General features: G+C 69.7%; 15 protein-coding genes and 1 pseudogene. 8 read left to right on the top strand and 8 right to left on the bottom strand.

Annotated elements, in window-relative coordinates:
- The first annotated feature begins 150 nt into the window (after positions 1–150).
- The 3 genes from ABZS51_RS16760 (at position 151) to ABZS51_RS16750 (ending at position 3,763) form a co-directional block, all read left to right on the top strand.
- A complete protein-coding gene (locus ABZS51_RS16760) occupies positions 151–1,383 on the top strand; it encodes a PLP-dependent aminotransferase family protein (RefSeq protein WP_310708158.1) in 1,233 nt (410 codons plus the stop codon).
- Between the two features lie 316 nt (positions 1,384–1,699).
- Positions 1,700–2,656 carry a D-alanine--D-alanine ligase gene (locus ABZS51_RS16755; RefSeq protein WP_355441283.1) on the top strand — a complete coding sequence of 319 codons (957 nt, stop codon included), beginning with the start codon at positions 1,700–1,702 and terminating at the stop codon, positions 2,654–2,656.
- Positions 2,657–2,716: 60 nt separating this feature from the next.
- Positions 2,717–3,763 carry an aminotransferase class V-fold PLP-dependent enzyme gene (locus ABZS51_RS16750; protein ID WP_355441281.1) on the top strand — a complete coding sequence of 349 codons (1,047 nt, stop codon included), beginning with the start codon at positions 2,717–2,719 and terminating at the stop codon, positions 3,761–3,763.
- A 919-nt stretch (positions 3,764–4,682) separates the two neighbouring features.
- Here ABZS51_RS16750 and ABZS51_RS16745 read toward each other — a convergent pair.
- From ABZS51_RS16745 to rpmH, 8 genes are all read right to left on the bottom strand, one after another.
- Positions 4,683–5,648, bottom strand: coding sequence for a ParB/RepB/Spo0J family partition protein (locus ABZS51_RS16745; RefSeq protein ID WP_355441278.1), 966 nt, complete (start codon positions 5,646–5,648; stop codon positions 4,683–4,685).
- 365 nt (positions 5,649–6,013) lie between these two features.
- Positions 6,014–6,943 (bottom strand): ParA family protein, encoded by a 930-nt coding sequence (locus ABZS51_RS16740; RefSeq protein ID WP_355441275.1) that lies wholly within the window; start codon positions 6,941–6,943, stop codon positions 6,014–6,016.
- Between the two features lie 137 nt (positions 6,944–7,080).
- Positions 7,081–7,752, bottom strand: a complete 672-nt coding sequence (gene rsmG, locus ABZS51_RS16735) for a 16S rRNA (guanine(527)-N(7))-methyltransferase RsmG (protein ID WP_355441272.1) — start codon at positions 7,750–7,752, stop codon at positions 7,081–7,083.
- A gap of 262 nt (positions 7,753–8,014) precedes the next feature.
- Positions 8,015–8,503 carry a R3H domain-containing nucleic acid-binding protein gene (locus ABZS51_RS16730; protein ID WP_310708157.1) on the bottom strand — a complete coding sequence of 163 codons (489 nt, stop codon included), beginning with the start codon at positions 8,501–8,503 and terminating at the stop codon, positions 8,015–8,017.
- Positions 8,504–8,523: 20 nt separating this feature from the next.
- Positions 8,524–9,474, bottom strand: coding sequence for a membrane protein insertase YidC (gene yidC, locus ABZS51_RS16725; RefSeq protein ID WP_310707767.1), 951 nt, complete (start codon positions 9,472–9,474; stop codon positions 8,524–8,526).
- A gap of 4 nt (positions 9,475–9,478) precedes the next feature.
- Positions 9,479–9,736, bottom strand: coding sequence for a membrane protein insertion efficiency factor YidD (gene yidD, locus ABZS51_RS16720; RefSeq protein WP_310708156.1), 258 nt, complete (start codon positions 9,734–9,736; stop codon positions 9,479–9,481).
- Between the two features lie 17 nt (positions 9,737–9,753).
- A complete protein-coding gene (gene rnpA, locus ABZS51_RS16715) occupies positions 9,754–10,116 on the bottom strand; it encodes a ribonuclease P protein component (RefSeq protein WP_355441268.1) in 363 nt (120 codons plus the stop codon).
- A 72-nt stretch (positions 10,117–10,188) separates the two neighbouring features.
- A complete protein-coding gene (rpmH, locus tag ABZS51_RS16710) occupies positions 10,189–10,326 on the bottom strand; it encodes a 50S ribosomal protein L34 (protein WP_043614899.1) in 138 nt (45 codons plus the stop codon).
- 458 nt (positions 10,327–10,784) lie between these two features.
- Here rpmH and dnaA point away from each other — a divergent pair, with 458 nt between their 5' ends.
- The 5 genes and pseudogenes from dnaA to ABZS51_RS16685 all read left to right on the top strand — a co-directional run bounded on the left by dnaA (position 10,785) and on the right by ABZS51_RS16685 (position 16,826).
- The gene (dnaA, locus tag ABZS51_RS16705) at positions 10,785–12,365 is read left to right on the top strand and encodes a chromosomal replication initiator protein DnaA (RefSeq protein WP_355441265.1); all 1,581 of its coding nucleotides are present in this window, start codon (positions 10,785–10,787) and stop codon (positions 12,363–12,365) included.
- 526 nt (positions 12,366–12,891) lie between these two features.
- Complete coding sequence (dnaN, locus tag ABZS51_RS16700; protein WP_310707764.1) at positions 12,892–14,031, top strand: DNA polymerase III subunit beta; 1,140 nt, start codon at positions 12,892–12,894, stop codon at positions 14,029–14,031.
- 42 nt (positions 14,032–14,073) lie between these two features.
- Positions 14,074–15,018: pseudogene (gene gnd, locus ABZS51_RS16695) on the top strand (phosphogluconate dehydrogenase (NAD(+)-dependent, decarboxylating)); the annotation flags it as partial.
- 91 nt (positions 15,019–15,109) lie between these two features.
- Positions 15,110–16,339 (top strand): DNA replication/repair protein RecF, encoded by a 1,230-nt coding sequence (gene recF / locus ABZS51_RS16690; protein ID WP_355441262.1) that lies wholly within the window; start codon positions 15,110–15,112, stop codon positions 16,337–16,339.
- Complete coding sequence (locus ABZS51_RS16685; RefSeq protein WP_355441259.1) at positions 16,329–16,826, top strand: DciA family protein; 498 nt, start codon at positions 16,329–16,331, stop codon at positions 16,824–16,826. Before recF ends, ABZS51_RS16685 begins: the two co-directional genes overlap by 11 nt.
- Positions 16,827–17,171 lie beyond the last annotated feature (345 nt).

Raw genomic sequence — 17,171 nt, 5'->3', positions numbered from 1 at the left:
ATGCCCGACTGGCGTAATCTGTTGTTCCAGGTCTATCTGACACCGAGGAGGTGGACCGTGACAGAAGAGCTCAATCACGGTCAGACACCCGCGATCCATGGATCGCGCATCGACGCCTACGTCGACCGGTACGCCGCGCGAGCTACCGGGATGGTCGCCTCCGAGATCCGAGCTCTCTTCGCCGTCGCGTCGAGACCAGAGGTGGTCTCGCTCGCCGGCGGCATGCCGTACGTCACGGCCCTCCCCCTCGACATGGTCGGCGAGCTCGTCTCCGACCTGGTCACCAGGCGTGGCCCGGTGGCTCTGCAGTACGGCTCCGGCCAGGGCGATCCGCACCTGCGCGAGCAGATCTGCGAGGTCATGCGGCTGGAGGGGATTCAGGCCGGGGCGGACGACGTCGTCGTCACCGTGGGGTCGCAGCAGGCGCTCGACCTGATCACCCGCATCTTCATCGACCCCGGCGACGTGGTGCTGGCCGAGGGCCCCTCCTACGTGGGCGCCCTCGGGACGTTCGCCGCGTACGAGGCCAAGGTGGTGCACGTCGCCATGGACGACCAGGGCATCGTGCCCGAGTCGCTGGCGCAGACCATCTACGCCCTGGAGACCGCCGGGGCGCCGATCAAGTTCCTCTACACGATCCCGACGTTCCACAACCCCGGCGGCGTCACGCTCAACGTGGCCCGCCGCCAGCAGGTGCTCGACATCTGCCAGCGGGCCGGCGTGCTCATCGTCGAGGACAACCCGTACGGGCTGCTCGGCTTCGACGGCGAGCCGATGCGCGCCCTGCGCGCCGACAACGCCGACGGGGTGGTCTACCTCGGGTCGTTCTCCAAGACGCTCGCGCCCGGGTTCCGCGTCGGCTGGGCGCTCGCCCCGCACGCCATCCGCGACAAGCTCATCCTGGCCATGGAGTCGGCCGTCCTGTCGCACTCGTCGTTCACGCAGCTCGCCGTCGGCCAGTACCTGGCCACGCAGCCATGGCGGGAGCAGATCAAGTCGTTCAGGGAGCTGTATCGGGAGCGCCGTGACGCGCTGCTGGAGGCCCTGGGGGCGCTCATGCCGCCCGAGGTCACCTGGACGCGGCCGGGAGGCGGGTTCTTCGTCTGGGCGTCGCTGCCCGAGGGGCTCGACTCCAAGGCCATCCTGCCGCGCGCGGTGGCGGAGCGGGTGGCCTTCGTGCCCGGCACGGGATTCTTCTCGGACGGGAGCGGGGCGCGCAACATGCGCCTGTCGTACTGCTACCCGGAGCCGGACCGCATCCGGGAGGGCGTGCGACGGCTCTCCGGGGTGATCGAGCAGGAGATCCAGCTGCGCGACACGTTCGGCACCGGGTCCACGCGCGGGCACGCGGGCGTCGACACACCGGGCCCCGACCTGGCCTGAGGCTCCCCCTCACGCCTGCTCTTCGTTCCACTGCACTCGTACCCGTACGGGCCGGTGTCCCCGCGGACGCCGGCCCGTACGGTCCCGTCTCGGTGCGGGCTCGCTGTATGGCGTGTGCTGTGCGATCGCACGGCAGTGACCGCACCGCACGCATTCCCCGCAACCCTCCGCCTGTCTGCGCCGCACCGTGGCCCGGACCGGGCGGCACACCGAACGACTGGATGACGCCACGCGGTCAGCCGGTGCCGCCCGCCGTGCACCAGGGCTGCCCGCCGCCGGTACGGTTGGACAGCGTGCCATCAGCGGAGGAGATGTGATGAGCGATCTGGGCCACGTGCTCGTGCTGGCCGGGGGCCTCTCGTACGAGCGTGAGGTGTCCCTGCGCTCGGGCCGCCGCGTGAGCGAGGTGCTGCGCGCGGCGGGCATCGACGTGGAGACCCGCGACACCGACGCGTCGCTCGTGCCCTCCATTCTCGCCGATCCGCCGGACGCCGTCTTCGTCACGCTGCACGGAGGCGCCGGCGAGGACGGCGCGATCCGTTCGGTGCTGGAGCTGCTCGGCGTGCCGTACGTCGGCGCGGATCCCGACGCGTGCCGGGTGGCCTTCGACAAGCCCACCGCCAAGGGGGTCGTCCGCTCGGTCGGACTGCGGACGCCGCAGTCCGTCACGCTGCCGAAGGAGACGTTCCACGACCTGGGCGCCACGGCCGTGCTCGGGCGCATCGTGGAGCGGCTCGGCCTTCCCCTCTTCGTCAAGCCCGCTCGGGGCGGCTCCGCGCTGGGCGCCTCGTTCGTACGCACCGCCGAGGAGCTGCCCGCCGCGATGGTGGGCTGCTTCGCCTACGGCGACACCGCGCTGATCGAGCGGTACGTGGAAGGAGTGGAGGTGGCTGTCTCGGTGGTCGACCTCGGGCACGGTCCCGTGGCGCTGCCGCCGGTCGAGATCGTTCCGGACGCCGGGGTCTACGACTACGCGGCCCGCTACACGGCAGGGCACACCGAGTTCTTCGCCCCGGCCCGCCTCACACCCGACGCCGCGGCCGCCTGCGCCGAGGCGGCCGTGAAGGCTCACACGGCGCTGGGACTGCGCGACATCTCCCGGACCGATCTCATCGTGGACGCTTCGGGACAGCCGCACTTCCTGGAGGTCAACGTCGCGCCCGGCATGACCGAGACGAGCCTCCTGCCGATGGCGGCAGAGGCGGCGGGTCAGGACCTGGGCGACCTCTGCCTCATCCTGCTCCGCCACGCGGCCGGCCGCGCCCAGGGCTGACCGCCGCCGAGCGGCTTTCCGCCAGGAGGGCGGCTCGGCCCGCATCAGTAGCCTGGTCATGTGCTGATCGATTCCATCTATCCCAAGAGCTTCGCCAGCGACAACCACGCCGGCGTGCATCCGGCCGTCCTCGACGCCATGACGGCCGCCAACGACGGCGACGCCCCCGCGTACGGAGGCGACCGATGGACCGAGGGCTTCGAGCGTCAGGTCAAGGAGGTGTTCGGCGCCGAGGCGGAGGGGTTCGCCGTGTTCAACGGCGCCGGGGCCAACATGGTCGGGCTGGCCCTCATGCTGGGCCGCTACGACGCCGTCATCTGCCCGGAGACCGCGCACATCGCCACGCACGAGACCGGCGCGGCGGAGCGGCTGCTGGGGGTCAAGCTCATCACCGTCCCGACGGAGGACGGCAAGCTACGCCCGCACCACATCACCAGCCGTCTGGGTGTTCTGGGCCTCCCGCACGAGCCGCAGCCGCGCGTCGTCTCCGTCTCCCAGGTGACCGAGCTCGGCACCTGCTACTCCCCCGACGAGCTCGCCGCGCTCGCCCGCGTCGCGCACGACTCGGGGATGCGCCTGCACGTGGACGGCGCCCGGCTGGCGAACGCCGCCGCGTACCTGGAGTGCGACCTTCGGACCATCACGACGGACGCCGGTGTGGACGTCTTCAGCTTCGGCGGCACCAAGAACGGCGCGCTGGCGGCCGAGGCGGTGGTCGTCCTGGACCCGTCCCTGGCGCACGCCGTGCCGTTCCTGCGGCGGCAGTCGCTCCAGCTCGCCTCCAAGATGCGGTACGTCTCGGCGCAGCTCTCGGCCCTGCTGACGGACGAGCTGTGGCGCCGCAACGCCGCCCATGCGAACGCCATGGCCGCCCGCCTGGCTGCCGGGATCGAAGGGCTGCCGGGGGTTTCACTGGCCTACCCGCCTCAGAGCAACGCCGTCTTCGCCGCCCTGCCGAAGAACGCGGCCGCCGCGTTGCTGGGGCGCTACCTCTTCCACCATTGGGACGAGGACGCGGGTGTGGTCCGCTGGATGACCGCCTTCGACACCACGCCGGAACACGTGGACGATTTTCTGGACGACATCCGCAAGGCGGTCGGTGCCTGAGGGTGCTCTATGGGCGCTCTCCCGCGCTTGTGTCTCACTCCCATGTTTCACGTGAAACGGCGTCGCTGAACTGGCGTCACTGGACTGGCGTGCTGATCGGCACTTCTGGCTCGCATCTGCTCGGCGGGCACTGTTTCACGTGAAACAGCCGCTCGCCTGCGGCCTTGGTTTCACGTGGAACGGGTGGCCGGACGACATGGTTTCACGTGAAACACGACGAACGCCGAGCCGCCGGGGACAGGCTCACACCGCCCGGCACGGGGAGCTTCGCCGGCACCGCCGAAAGCCTGACCGCGCAATTGGGGGCGGCGGCGAAGAGGAAGGTCGCACGGTCTGGGGCGTAGCCAGAGGCCGCACGGTCGGGCGTACACGGAGGCAGCGTAGGTTGGAGCGCGCGCTGCGGGGCGCAGCGCTGGGGCAGAAGCGCGCCTTGGGGCGAAAGCGCGCATTGGGCGTCTGCTGGGTGCCCAGCCGACGCGTAGGCAGGGCGCACACTGGGGCCTCCGGTCACGGCCTGACAGGCGATGCGCCTCTTGGTGACCAGCGATCAGCAACCCACGACCGGGGACCGGCGCCGGCGGCTGGCGACTGGCGACTGGGCGACCGGCCAGGAGAGCAACCGACGACAAGCTTGAGCGACAGGCAACTAGACCGAGCGGCGACGGCGACGGCGGGCACCAGGAGCCGGCAAGGCGCGAGCCTGAGCGACGAGATGGTGTGGCTTCAGGCAGGCGACGGCGTAAGCCCGCGGCAGTGATAGGCGAAACAGGCGGCGCCAGACCGCTGGGGTGACAGGTGGTACAGCCGGCGCCAGGCCGCTGTGGTGAGTAGGTGGTACGGGCGACGGCGTCCAGCGCGCTGTGGTTTCACGTGAAACAGGGCGGCGCTCAGGGCGGCGTTGTTTCACGTGAAACAGCGGTCAGGCGCCGGCTTCCCGCATGGCGCGGGCGGCCTCAGGAGCCATGGTGCCGATGATGCGCTCCAGGTCGTCGATCGTGGCGAACTCCACCACGATCCGCCCCTTGCGCCGGCCCAGGTCCACCTTGACCTTCGTCTCGAAGTGGTCCGACAGGCGGTCGGCGAGGTGGGTGAGGCCGGGGGCGGTGGGCCGGTTGGTGGGGCGGCGCTCGCGAGTGGGCTTGGGGGCCGCCGTCGCACCGCCGAGCGCGACGATCTCCTCGACCGCCCGTACCGACAGCAGCTCGGCGACGATCCGGTCCGCCAGCCGGGTCTGCTCCGCCGCACTGTCGAGACCGAGCAGGGCGCGGGCGTGACCGGCGCTGATGGTGCCGGCCGCCACCCGGAGCTGCACCTCGGGCGGGAGGTTGAGCAGGCGCAGGGTGTTCGTGATGTGGGAGCGGGAGCGGCCGACCTTCTGGGCGAGCTGCTCGTGCGTCGCCCTGAAGTCGTCCAGGAGCTGCTGGTAGGCGGCGGCCTCTTCGAGGGGGTTGAGCTGCTCGCGCTGGAGGTTCTCGATGAGGGCGTCGCGGAGGAGGTCGTCGTCCTGGGTGTTGCGCACGATCGCCGGCACCGGGTCGAGCCCCGCCAGCCTGGAGGCACGCCAACGCCGCTCCCCCATGATCAGCTCGTACTCGCCACCGCCGACCGAGCGGACGACGATCGGCTGCAGCAGACCCACCTCGCGGATGGAGGCCGCCAGCTCTTCCAGCCGCTCCTCGTCGAAGACGTCACGTGGCTGCCGAGGGTTCGGCACGATGGCTTGGAGGGGGATCTCCCTGAAATACGCCCCGGCGATCGGCAGGGGGCCGCTCTCGGTGGTCGCGCCGTTGGCGGGGGCCGGCGCCGTCCCCGTGCCGTCACCGATGGGACCGGTCGGGATGAGCGCCCCGAGTCCCTTGCCCAGTCCCCGCCGCTGCTGACTCACTGCGTCTCCTCCACCCGGCCGAATCCGGTCACTCCAGGAGAGGTTACCGGTGCCGACGCGGCCCGGTGTGTCCTCGCCACACGCCGTTGTTCCTGATTTACACCTGGCAAGCCGGACCCCGGGCATGCCAAGGCGGACACGTGGCGAGCCCATGCCGGCGTCACCTGCCGAGTCTCAGCGGTGGTGGCCACCTGCCAAGCGTCCCGGCCGACTCCGCCACGGCCGCCCTCCCGGGTGCACGTGGCGAGTCCCACTCGCTGCGCGCGGGCGTGCCACAGGCGCCGCCGCCGGCGTTGCTCGGGTTCCGGTGGGAAATTCTTCTCCGTAGCGGGCGCCGAGGAGTTCCCGCCGGTTCGGTCGAGGTGCTACACCACGACGTGGTGGGCGATCTCTCTGGCCGCGTCCATGTACGCCATGGCGCCGCTCGATCCCGGGTCGTACGTCATGACCGACTGCCCGTAGCTGGGCGCCTCCGACAGGCGGACGCTGCGCGGGATCACGGTGTTGAGGACCGTCTCGCCGAAGTGCGCCCGCACCTCCTCCGCCACCTGCGACGCCAGGCGCGTGCGCCCGTCGTACATGGTGAGGACGATCGTCGACAGCCGCAGCGTCGGGTTGAGGTGCGCCTTGATCAGGTCGACGTTGCGCAGGAGCTGGCCGAGGCCCTCCAGGGCGTAGTACTCGCACTGGATGGGAATCATGACCTCGTCCGCGGCCACCAGCGCGTTGACCGTCAGCAGGCCGAGCGACGGCGGGCAGTCGATGATGATGTAGTCCAGCTCGGCGGTGTACGCGCTGAACGCACGGCGCAGGCGCGCCTCGCGGGCCACCAGCGAGACCAGCTCGATCTCCGCGCCGGCCAGGTCGATCGTGGCAGGCGCACAGTACAGGCCCGGCATGTCGGGTACCTGCTTCACGATGTCGGCCATCGGGAGGTCGTCCACCAGGACCTGGTACACGTCGGGGACGTCACCGCGGTGCTCGGTGGCCAGCGCCGTTGAGGCGTTGCCCTGAGGGTCAAGATCAACGACCAGGACACGCTGGCCATTCATGGAGAGCGCCGCCGCGATGTTGACGGAGGTCGTGGTCTTGCCGACGCCGCCCTTCTGGTTGGCAACCGCGATCACTCTGCACTTCGACGGGCGGGGCCACGTACTCTCACTGCCGCCGGGAGCGTCCTCGGCCTGGGTGGCCGCCTGAGTCGCAGATGTTTCACGTGAAACCACGGAGCTGAGCGCCTCTCGTACCAAAGGGGAATCGCCGGGGTTCAGTGGGGTCTGGGTCACGATGGCCATCCTTTCAACCCGTGGTGGGCCGGTGTCGGGAATTCGCTGCGGCGACACGCCCAATTCGGGCCAGCCCACGCCCGTGGGACTTTCGGCCAGAGGACCGTCGGGCCAGCCAAGACCGCTTGACGCGACTGGCACCACCGTCACCTCCTTCGTCGCCGCCTGGCAACCTCCGGCGAGCGACCTGCTACCACCCGGACCAGTGTCGCAGGCGGCTCGACCTTACCGCGCCCGACTGTGACAAGCTCAGCCGTCCTCGCTCCAACGGCCCGGAGCTGTGGCTCGGCCTCGGCGAGCTCCTCGGCGGCGCGCTCCCCCTTCATGGCGATCAGCTCGCCGCCTTCGCGCAGGAGCGGCATGGCCCACTTCAGCAGCCGGTCCAGCGGCGCGACCGCGCGAGCGCTCGCCACGTCGAACACCCGTTTGCCCGCCAGCTCCTCCGCCCGGCCGCGCACCACCTCGACGTTGCTCAGCTTCAGCGCCTCGACGCACTCCTCCAGGAAGACGGTGCGGCGCAGCAACGGCTCCAGGAGGGAGACCTGAACATCCTGGCGGACGATCGCCAGCACCAGTCCGGGCAGCCCGGCGCCGGAGCCGATGTCGACCAGGCTGACGTCCTCGGGCACGGCCTCGGCGACGACGGCGCAGTTGAGCAGGTGACGGTCCCAGATGCGCGGCACCTCGCGCGGGCCCAGCAGGCCGCGCACGACGCCCGGCCCGGCCAGGAGCTCGGCGAACGTGTTCGCCCGGTCCCATGCCTCGCCGGTGAAGACGTCCCGTGCGATGCCGGGCGGAGCGGGTAGCTCATCGCTCACTGGTAGGTGGCCCTTTCTCGGGGTGGTGACGGATGACCTCTGCGGCGGTCCGCGGGCGGTGTCGAGTCAAGGCTAGCCACCTTCTTGAGTGCGGCTCGTACGAGACGTCACCGGGAGACGACCGAACCACCCCGCCGGGCGTCCCGCGCTTCCGTACGGGGTCGCGTACCTCCCAAGGCGGGCGAAAAGAGGGGGAGATGCGAACGGCCGCCAGCCCTCGCGTGTCGGGGCTGGCGGCCGGACTGGTGCACGGGGCCGAGGGTCAGGCGGGGAAGACCACCACGTACCGCTGAGGCTCCTCGCCCTCGGACTCGCTGCGGAGCCCGGCGGCGGCCACAGCGTCGTGGACGATCTTGCGCTCGAACGGGGTCATGGGGCTCAGCGACTTGGGCTCGCCCTTCTCCCGGACCTGGTGGGCGACCTCGCTGCCCAGCTTGGTCAGCTCGGCGCGGCGGCGCTCACGGTAGCCGGCGACGTCGAGCATGAGGCGCGACCGCTCCCCGGTCTGCCGGTGCACGGCCAGGCGGGTGAGCTCCTGGAGCGCCTCCAGCACCTCGCCCTCAGGTCCGACGAGTTCGTTGCCCTTGAGCCCGACGACGGAGACGAGGGCACGGTCGCCCTCGACGTCCATGTCGATGTCGCCGTCGATGTCGGCGATGTCGAGAAGGCCCTCGATGTAGTCGGCCGCGATCTCGCCCTCCTGCTCGAGCGCGTTGAGATCAGGAGCCTTCTCCTGCTCGGCCTCGGTCATGACCGCCCTCTCCTTCGTGTTCACGACTTCTTGCTGCCGGTTCGCTTGCTGCGGGGCTGGCGGGTGGGCTGCTGTCTGACGATCTTAGGCTCGGGCGGAGCGGGGGGCGCCTGCTCTTCGGGAGTGGTGCCACGGATCTTGGAGATGAGCCCCTGCTTGGGCTGGACGGGGATGACGTTGCCCTTGGCGTCGTACTGCGGCATGGGGTGCCGGCTGTAGAACCAGTGCTGCTGGCCGAGCGTCCACAGGTTGGTGGTGACCCAGTAGAGGATCAGGCCGAGCGGGAAGTTCAGGCTGAAGAAGGCGAACAGCGGCGAGATGTACATGAGGATCTTCTGCTGCTGCGCCATGGGGTTGTCCGGCATCTGGGCCATGGAGCGGCCGACGCTCTGCCGGACGGTGAGGAACGTGGTCAGCGAGCTGATCGCCACGAAGATCCCCAGCACGATCTTGGTCTGGATGACCGTCGCGTCGAAGCCCTGGATCTGCGCCTCGGACATGAAGAAGCTGGCGGGCAGCGGCGCGCCGAAGATGTGCGCTGACCGGGCGCTGTCGACGAGCTCCTGTGTCATGCCGTAGACGGGCCGGCCGTCGGCCATCGCCCGCAGCACGGTGAACATGGAGATGAAGATCGGGAACTGCGCGACGACAGGCAGGCAGCCGCCGAGAGGGTTGGCGCCCTGCCCTTGGTACAGCGCCATGACCTCCTGGTTCATGCGCTGCTTGTCGTTCTTGTACCGCTTACGCAGCTCCGCGACCTTGGGAGCCAGCTCCTGCATCTTCCGCGACGAGCGCATCTGCTTGAGGAACAGGGGGAAGATCAGGATCCTCATGCACACGGTCAGCGTGATGATGGTCAGCGCCCAGGTCAGCCCGCCGTCCGGGTTGAGGACTGTGCTGTATCCCGTATGGATCCAGATGATGACGTGGGCTACGGCTTCATAGAGCCAGCTCAGCCAGGACAGCTCCACCGAGCTATCTCCCTTGCATTTCGTGGGACCGAACCGGGCGTGGGGGCACCGGGTCTATACCTCCGGGATGAAATGGATGGCACCGCCCGATGCGCCGGACAGTCAGCCAGGTGCCGCGCAATGCACCGTGTACGGCGATCGCCTCGAGTCCGTATGCGCTGCACGAAGGATGGAAACGGCAGTGCGGACCGAGCATCGGGCCGATGAAGGCCCGGTAGAACCGGATGGGGAGGATCAGTGCCCGAGCGGCGAGGCTCGGCATCCCCTGCGGCTGCTCCGTCATCTTTGTCCATCCATCGAGGACTCACGCCGCCTCAGGAGTCGATCCAGTGCGAGGTCAAGCTCGGCGGCTAGGTGCTCGGATCGCGCTGACGCGGCCGGTGGATTGGCGCGTACCACAAGCAGGCTACCTCTCGGCAGCCGTGCGAGACGGTCCCGCATCAGGTGTCGAAGCCGACGCTTGACCTTGTTGCGTATGACGGCGCCACCGATGGCTCGGCTCACCACGAAACCCACCCGAGGTGTCTCATCCCCTGAAACAACGAGATGCACCACCAAAGTGGGGCGACCGGCGCGTCTGCCGCGCTTGATCGCCTCCTGGAACTCCTCCCCGCGCCGCATGCGGGATTCTCGGGACAGCACGTGAAAGGACCGTATACGCCTATTGCCCGCCGGCGGACATCACCGGCGGGCGGACTATCAGGCGCGGGGCGATCAGGCCGACAGCTTCTCGCGGCCCTTGCGACGACGGGCGGCGAGGATGGCGCGGCCGGCCCGGGTGCGCATCCGCAGCCGGAAGCCGTGGGTCTTCGCGCGACGACGGTTGTTCGGCTGGAAAGTACGCTTGCTCACGGGTGGGCTCCAGGCTTGATGGTGCGCCCAGGGGCGCTTGAAACACATGGCTGGCCTGCCGTGGAAGCGAGGGCACGCGAAATAGCCGTCGCGTGGCAAGCCGACCGTCGTACGTTACGGGCCAGACGCGTCCTAGGTCAAACCGGCGGACGCCACCGCGAGGTTATCCACCTGTCCACAGGCAGGTTTTCCACCGCCCCGGCCGCGTCCACAGTATGTGCACCCAGGTGCCACTAGGCTGTGGACAACGTCTTGTACACAGCCTGTGCACATAGCTACTGTCGGCCACTCCAGGGCCATGTGAGGCTGTGGACATCCTGTGGATCACCTGTGGAGATCCGGGGTATCGCGCGCGGTTCCCGGGCTGTGGACGGACGGGGTCGACCGTCACGCAGACGGCACCCGGGTGTGGATAACAATCGCGGGGGGCCGCGGAAAGGAAGGAGGGGAGTGGCGCCATGAACGCTGCCGAGCTCGCCACGGTCTGGTCCAGGGCTCTGGGCAACTTCATCAACGAGAACGTCCCCGTCCAGCAGCGCACGTGGCTTTCCATGGTCCGCCCGATCGCCGCGGCCGGCGACACGATCGTGCTGGGCGTCCCCAACGACTTCCTCAAGGACCTCATCGAGGGCAAGCTGCGCCAGCCGGTGACGACGGCGCTGTCGCAGGAGCTCGGCAAGGCCGTGCGGCTGGCCGTGATGATCGACACGACGGCCCCCGAGCAGCCTTCCCAAGAGCCTCATCAACAGCCTGTGGGCAATGGTTATCCCCAGGGTGTGGATCAGCAGCTGCGTTTCCCACAGCCCCCGTCGTCCCAGCATTACGCCGTTTCGGAGCCCCCGCAGTTCTATTCTCCACAGGCGGAGCCGGCTCAGTCATCCACCGAATATCCACAGCCTGGCTTCACTTTTGAACAGGCCCAGCCGTACACACCGCCTGTGGAGAAAGCGCCGGAGCCGCCGCCGAACCGGTGGGAGGCGAAGAGCACAAAACCCAGCGAACCGGCCAGACTCAACCAGAAGTACACATTCGAGACATTCGTCATCGGGGCCAGCAACCGGTTCGCACACGCCGCGGCCGTGGCCGTGGCCGAGTCCCCCGCGAAGGCGTACAACCCGCTCTTCATCTATGGCGACTCGGGGCTCGGCAAGACACATCTCCTGCACGCCATCGGTCATTACGCGCAGAGCCTGTACGACGGCGCGCGGGTGAGGTACGTGAGCTCCGAGGAGTTCACCAACGACTTCATCAACAGCATCCGCGACCACAAGGCCGACGGCTTCCGCGGGCGCTACCGCGCGATCGACATCCTGCTCGTGGACGACATCCAGTTCCTGGAGGGCAAGGAGCAGACGCAGGAGGAGTTCTTCCACACCTTCAACACGCTGCACAACGCCAACAAGCAGATCGTCATCTCCAGCGACCGGGCGCCCAAGCAGCTCATCACGCTGGAGGACCGGCTTCGCAACCGGTTCGAGTGGGGCCTGATCACCGACGTCCAGCCGCCCGAGCTGGAGACCCGCATCGCCATCCTCAGGAAGAAGGCGATCCAGGAGGGCCTGGCCGCGCCGCCCGAGGTGCTGGAGTACATCGCGAGCCGCATCTCCACCAACATCCGCGAGCTCGAGGGCGCCCTCATCAGGGTGACCGCGTTCGCCAGCCTCAACCGGCAGGGCGTCGACCTGCAGCTCGCCGAGGTGGTGCTGAAGGATCTGATCACCTCCGAGTCGGGCCCGGAGATAACGATCGCGACCATCATGGCCAAGACCGCCGAGTACTTCGGCATCAGCATCGACGACCTGTGCGGCAGCTCGCGCAGCCGGGCGCTGGTGAACGCCCGTCAGATCGCGATGTACCTCGCCCGCGAGCTGACGGAGCTGTCGCTGCCGAAGATCGGCCAGCAGTTCGGCGGCCGCGACCACACGACGGTGATGCACGCGGAGCGCAAGATCCGGTCCCTCATCGCGGAGCGCAGGTCGATGTACAACCAGGTCAATGAGCTGACAATGCGCATCAAACAGACCACCAGCGGGTCCTGAGTAGTTATGCACAGCCTGTGGATAACACTGTGGACCAGGGGAAACGCGCACGGACGGCCGTCAGCCGCCCCACAATGCCCGGAAATTTCGCCCACAAGGGCTGGGGATAAAGCTGGGGACATCCTGCGGATAACTTGGGGACAACCTGTGGATGTCCTGTGGACGCCCTGTGCACAGTCATCTGAGGCCGCGCGAACAGGCGGTTTACCCCGTGGATAACCGGTGGAAACCTTGTGGATGACCGGTGGATGAACACCCCCTGGTCTGGGGACAGCGTGTGCACAACTTTTCGTCATCCCCAGGCGGCGAAGTTGTCCCCAGGCGTCACCCACAGGGGCGGTGGATGAAAACAGGCGGCCTGAGCAGCGGAAACGCCGGTTGTCCACAGTATCCACACCCCCTAGTGTGATGACCACTTATCTCATCTAGAAAGAACTCAAGACCCATAGAAGGGTTCTCCCGGACCGGAGGTGCGGGAGGCGAGACACTTTGAAATCTCAACGAGGCACCCAGGAGGCTGATCACGGTGATGTTCCGAATCGAGCGAGACGTCCTCGCTGAGGCGGTGGCATGGACGGCGCGCAGCCTTCCCGCCCGCCCGTCGGTGCCCGTGCTCGCCGGCATGCGCATGGAGGTGACCGACGAGCAGCGGCTCAAACTCTCCGGCTTCGACTACGAGGTCTCCGCCCAGGTGACGCTCGAGCTCCAGACCGGCGAGCCGGGAGTCGTCCTCGTCTCCGGCAAGCTCCTCGCCGAGATCACCCGCTCCCTTCCCGCACAGCCTGTGGACTTCGTGGTGGACGGCGCCAAGGCGGTCGTCACGTGCGGCAGCGCGCGATTCACACTCCTCACCATGCCTGTGGAGGACTACCCGACGCTCCCGGCCATGCCGCCGGCCGCCGGGCGGGTGGGCAGCGACGTGTTCGCCTCCGCCGTCGCGCAGGTCGCCGTCGCCGCCGGCCGTGACGACACGCTGCCGATGCTCACCGGCGTCCGCATGGAGATCGAGGGCGACCTGGTCACCCTCGCCGCGACCGACCGCTACCGCCTGGCCGTGCGCGAGCTGAAGTGGCAGCCCGGCCAGCCCGACATCTCGGCCGTCGCGATGATCCCCGGCAAGACCCTGGCCGACACGGCCAAGGCCCTCGGCTCGTCCGGCGCCGAGGTGGAGATCGCGCTCAGCTCGGCCGGCGGCGCCGGCGAGGGCATGATCGGCTTCTCCAGCGGCGGCCGGCGCACCACCACGCGCCTGCTCGACCCCGAGTTCCCCAAGTACCGCTCGCTGCTGCCCACGGAGTTCTCCGCGCGCGCCGACCTGTCCACAGGCCCGTTCGTCGAGGCGGTCAAGCGCGTGGCCCTGGTCGCCGAGCGCAACACCCCCGTGCGTCTCGCGTTCAGGAGCGGCGAGGTCGTGCTGGAGGCCGGCAGCGGCGACGAGGCGCAGGCCGTCGAGGTGCTGCCCGTGGACTATGAGGGCGAGGAGATGAACATCGCCTTCAACCACCAGTTCCTGCTGGAAGGGCTGGGTGCGATCGACTCCGACGTGGCCCGGCTGCAGATGACCACGTCCACCAAGCCCGCCATCCTCACCGGGGGCAAGCCGGTGGACGGCGACGGCGCTCCCGACTACCGTTACCTGATCATGCCGATCCGCCTGTCAGGCTGAAGCTGACATCAGGGATGATGGAAGCCTGACAAGGGGGTAGAGCAAATGCAGATCGGCATGATCGGGCTCGGCAAGATGGGCGGCAACATGGCCGAGCGCCTCCGGCGCGGTGGCCATGACGTCGTCGGATATGACCACAACCGCGAGGTCAGCGATGTGGGCAGCCTGAAGGAGCTGGTCGAACGGCTGGAGGCGCCGCGCGCGGTCTGGGTGATGGTCCCGGCGGGCAAGCCCACCCAGCAGACGATCGACGAGCTCGGGCGCCTGCTCAGCGAGGGCGACATCGTCGTCGACGGCGGCAACTCCCACTACGTCGACGACCAGAAGCACGCGGCGGAGCTGGCCGAGAAGGGCATCGGCTTCGTCGACTGCGGCGTCAGCGGCGGCGTCTGGGGCCTGGAGAACGGCTACGCGCTCATGTGCGGCGGCGACAAGGCCGCCGTCGGCCACCTGATGCCCGTGTTCGAGACGCTGAAGCCGGAGGGCGAGGACGGCTTCGTCCACGCGGGCGACGTCGGCGCGGGCCACTTCGCGAAGATGGTCCACAACGGCATCGAGTACGGCATGATGCAGGCCTTCGCCGAGGGCTGGGAGCTGCTGGAGGCGTCGGACGTCGTCAAGGACGTGCGCGGCTCGTTCAGCAGCTGGCGCACCGGCACGGTCATCCGGTCGTGGCTGCTGGACCTGCTCGTACGCGCCCTCGACGACGACGAGCGTCTCGACCAGCTCCGCGGCTACGCCCAGGACTCGGGCGAGGGCCGCTGGACGGTCCAGGCCGCCGTCGACCACGCGGTGCCCCTGCCCGTGATCACCGCGGCGCTGTACGCGCGGTTCGCCTCGCGGCAGGACGACTCCCCCGCGATGAAGGTCGTCGCGGCGCTGCGCAACCAGTTCGGCGGCCACGCGGTGACCGCGGCCGAGGGCTCCACCGAGAAGGGCGCGGACGCGCCCGGCGCCGACGTCACCCCGCCGCGCGAGGCGCAGTAGGACCTTCCGCGCGAGGCTCGTCCCCCGGGTTTTCCACAGGTGGGCAAGCCGGTTGCCCACGTGACCGGCGTGGCCCACTAACCTTCGTGGGGTGCATGTCGCCCACCTGTCGCTGACCGACTTCCGGTCCTACGCCTCCGTGGAGCTCGGCCTGGAGCCGGGCGTCACGGCGTTCGTCGGACCCAACGGCCAGGGCAAGACCAACCTGGTCGAGGCCCTCGGCTACGTCGCGACGCACTCCAGTCACCGGGTGGCCACCGACGCGCCCCTGGTGCGGCAGGGGGCGAGCCGGGCGATCGTGCGCTGCGCCGTCCACAGGGACGACCGGCGGGCGCTGGTGGAGCTGGAGATCAACCCGGGCCGGGCCAACCGCGCCCGGCTCAACCGCTCGCCAGCGCGGCCGCGCGACGTCATCGGGCTGCTGCGGACGGTGCTGTTCGCGCCGGAGGACCTGGCGCTGGCCAAGGGCGACCCGTCGGAGCGCCGGCGCTTCCTCGACGACCTGCTGGTGGCGCGGGCGCCCCGGTTCGCCGGGGTGCGGGCCGACTACGAGCGGGTGCTCAAGCAGCGGGGCGCGCTGCTGCGCACGGCCACGCAGGCCCGCAGAGGCTCCAGGAGCCCCCGTAAGGCCGAGGGCGACTCCGGGTTCGCGGCGGCGGGCGCCGGCGACGTGACGGCCACCCTGGACGTCTGGGACGCCCATCTGGCGCGGCACGGCGCGGAGCTCCTCCAGGCCCGCCTCGATCTGGTCGAGTCGCTGCGCCCGCTGGTCGCCGGAGCGTACGCCGCGCTCGCCCCCACGAGCGCCCCCGCGACCCTCGACTATCGCAGCACGTTGTCCACAGGCGGGGACGGCGCGGAGGACGAAGTCGCCGGTGAGCGGGGATCTTCCGATGCGCAGACGTTATCCACAGACTTGGGGAAAACCCTTGAGGAGCGGATGCGGGAGCGGCTGTTGGAGGTCCGCCCGGCCGAGCTGGAGCGCGGCGTCACACTCGTCGGCCCGCACCGCGACGACCTCGTCCTCGGCCTCGGCGACCTGCCCGCCCGCGGCTACGCCAGCCACGGCGAGTCGTGGTCGTTCGCGCTGGCGCTGCGCCTGGCCGCGTACGATCTGCTGCGCGCCGACGGCGGCGACCCGGTCCTGATCCTCGACGACGTCTTCGCCGAGCTCGACGGCCAGCGCAGACGCCGCCTGGCCGAGATCGTCGCGCCCGCCGAGCAGGTGCTGATCACCGCGGCCGTGCCCGACGACGTGCCGCCCGAGCTGGCCGGCGCCCGTTTCGACGTCGCAGAGGGGAGCGTGACCCGTGTCCGTTGACGACAACCCCACCGCCCGGGGCGCCGCCATGGCGAGGGAGAAGCTGGCCCAGGCCAAGGCCGACGCGGCCAAGCGCGGCCAGCTCCCCCGCCGTGAGCCGCGGCGCAGGGCGGCCGGCCCCCGCCGGGAGGGCGGAGATCCCCAGCTTTTCGGCCGCGCCATCCGGGACCTGCTGGCCGAGCGCGGCTGGGAGCGGCCGGCGGCCGTCGGCGGCGTGTTCGGGCGCTGGGCCGACATCGTCGGTCCCGACCTGGCCGCCCACACCAAGCCGGAGGGGTTCGAGGACGGCGAGGTGCTGATCGCGGCCGACTCCACGGCGTGGGCCACCCAGGTGCGGCTGCTCGCACGCACGCTGCTGCGACGGCTCAACGAGGAGCTGGGCGAGGGCACGGTGACGAGGGTCAAGGTCAAGGGACCGCAGCACGGGCCTCGTCAGGGCGGCCTGCGGGTCACGGGGAGCCGCGGCCCGGGCGACACGTACGGCTGAGCGGGCGGGGGCGGAGGACCGGCCCGCGACCAGCCGTACGCGATCGGGAACGGAGAGCGGACAGGCGCGGAAAACCGATCAGAAGCCCGCAGGAGCGATGACCCCGCGCCCATGGGGGGGAAGGCTTGCGCGGGGGGTCAGCGAGCGACAGGGCAATACAGGGGCGTTCAATGCCACCTTGGGCGCTCGGACCCGGTAGAATGAAAGCGGATTCCGGACACGTCCGCTTGCGTGTCACCCCCGGCGCGCCATGCGACGTCGACTCCCCCGGGTGACCAGCGCAACGGGGCACTCACGACGGTGACGGGCACGGCAGGGGCAGCTGGGTAAGAGAGCGCCTCCCTG

The organism is Nonomuraea sp. NPDC005501, assembly GCF_040605905.1.
Classification (GTDB): domain Bacteria; phylum Actinomycetota; class Actinomycetes; order Streptosporangiales; family Streptosporangiaceae; genus Nonomuraea.
Note: the sequence above shows the minus strand (reverse complement) of the source record. Positions and strands in the feature narration are given on the sequence as shown.

Bases quoted from the DNA above. Each gene is read 5' to 3' on its own strand.
- ABZS51_RS16760 (WP_310708158.1), top strand. From the start codon at position 151: ATGGTCGCCTCCGAGATCCGAGCTCTCTTCGCCGTCGCGTCGAGACCA.
- ABZS51_RS16755 (WP_355441283.1), top strand. From the start codon at position 1,700: ATGAGCGATCTGGGCCACGTGCTCGTGCTGGCCGGGGGCCTCTCGTAC.
- ABZS51_RS16740 (WP_355441275.1), bottom strand. From the start codon at position 6,943: ATGGCCATCGTGACCCAGACCCCACTGAACCCCGGCGATTCCCCTTTG.
- ABZS51_RS16730 (WP_310708157.1), bottom strand. From the start codon at position 8,503: ATGACCGAGGCCGAGCAGGAGAAGGCTCCTGATCTCAACGCGCTCGAG.
- yidD (WP_310708156.1), bottom strand. From the start codon at position 9,736: ATGCCGAGCCTCGCCGCTCGGGCACTGATCCTCCCCATCCGGTTCTAC.
- dnaA (WP_355441265.1), top strand. From the start codon at position 10,785: ATGAACGCTGCCGAGCTCGCCACGGTCTGGTCCAGGGCTCTGGGCAAC.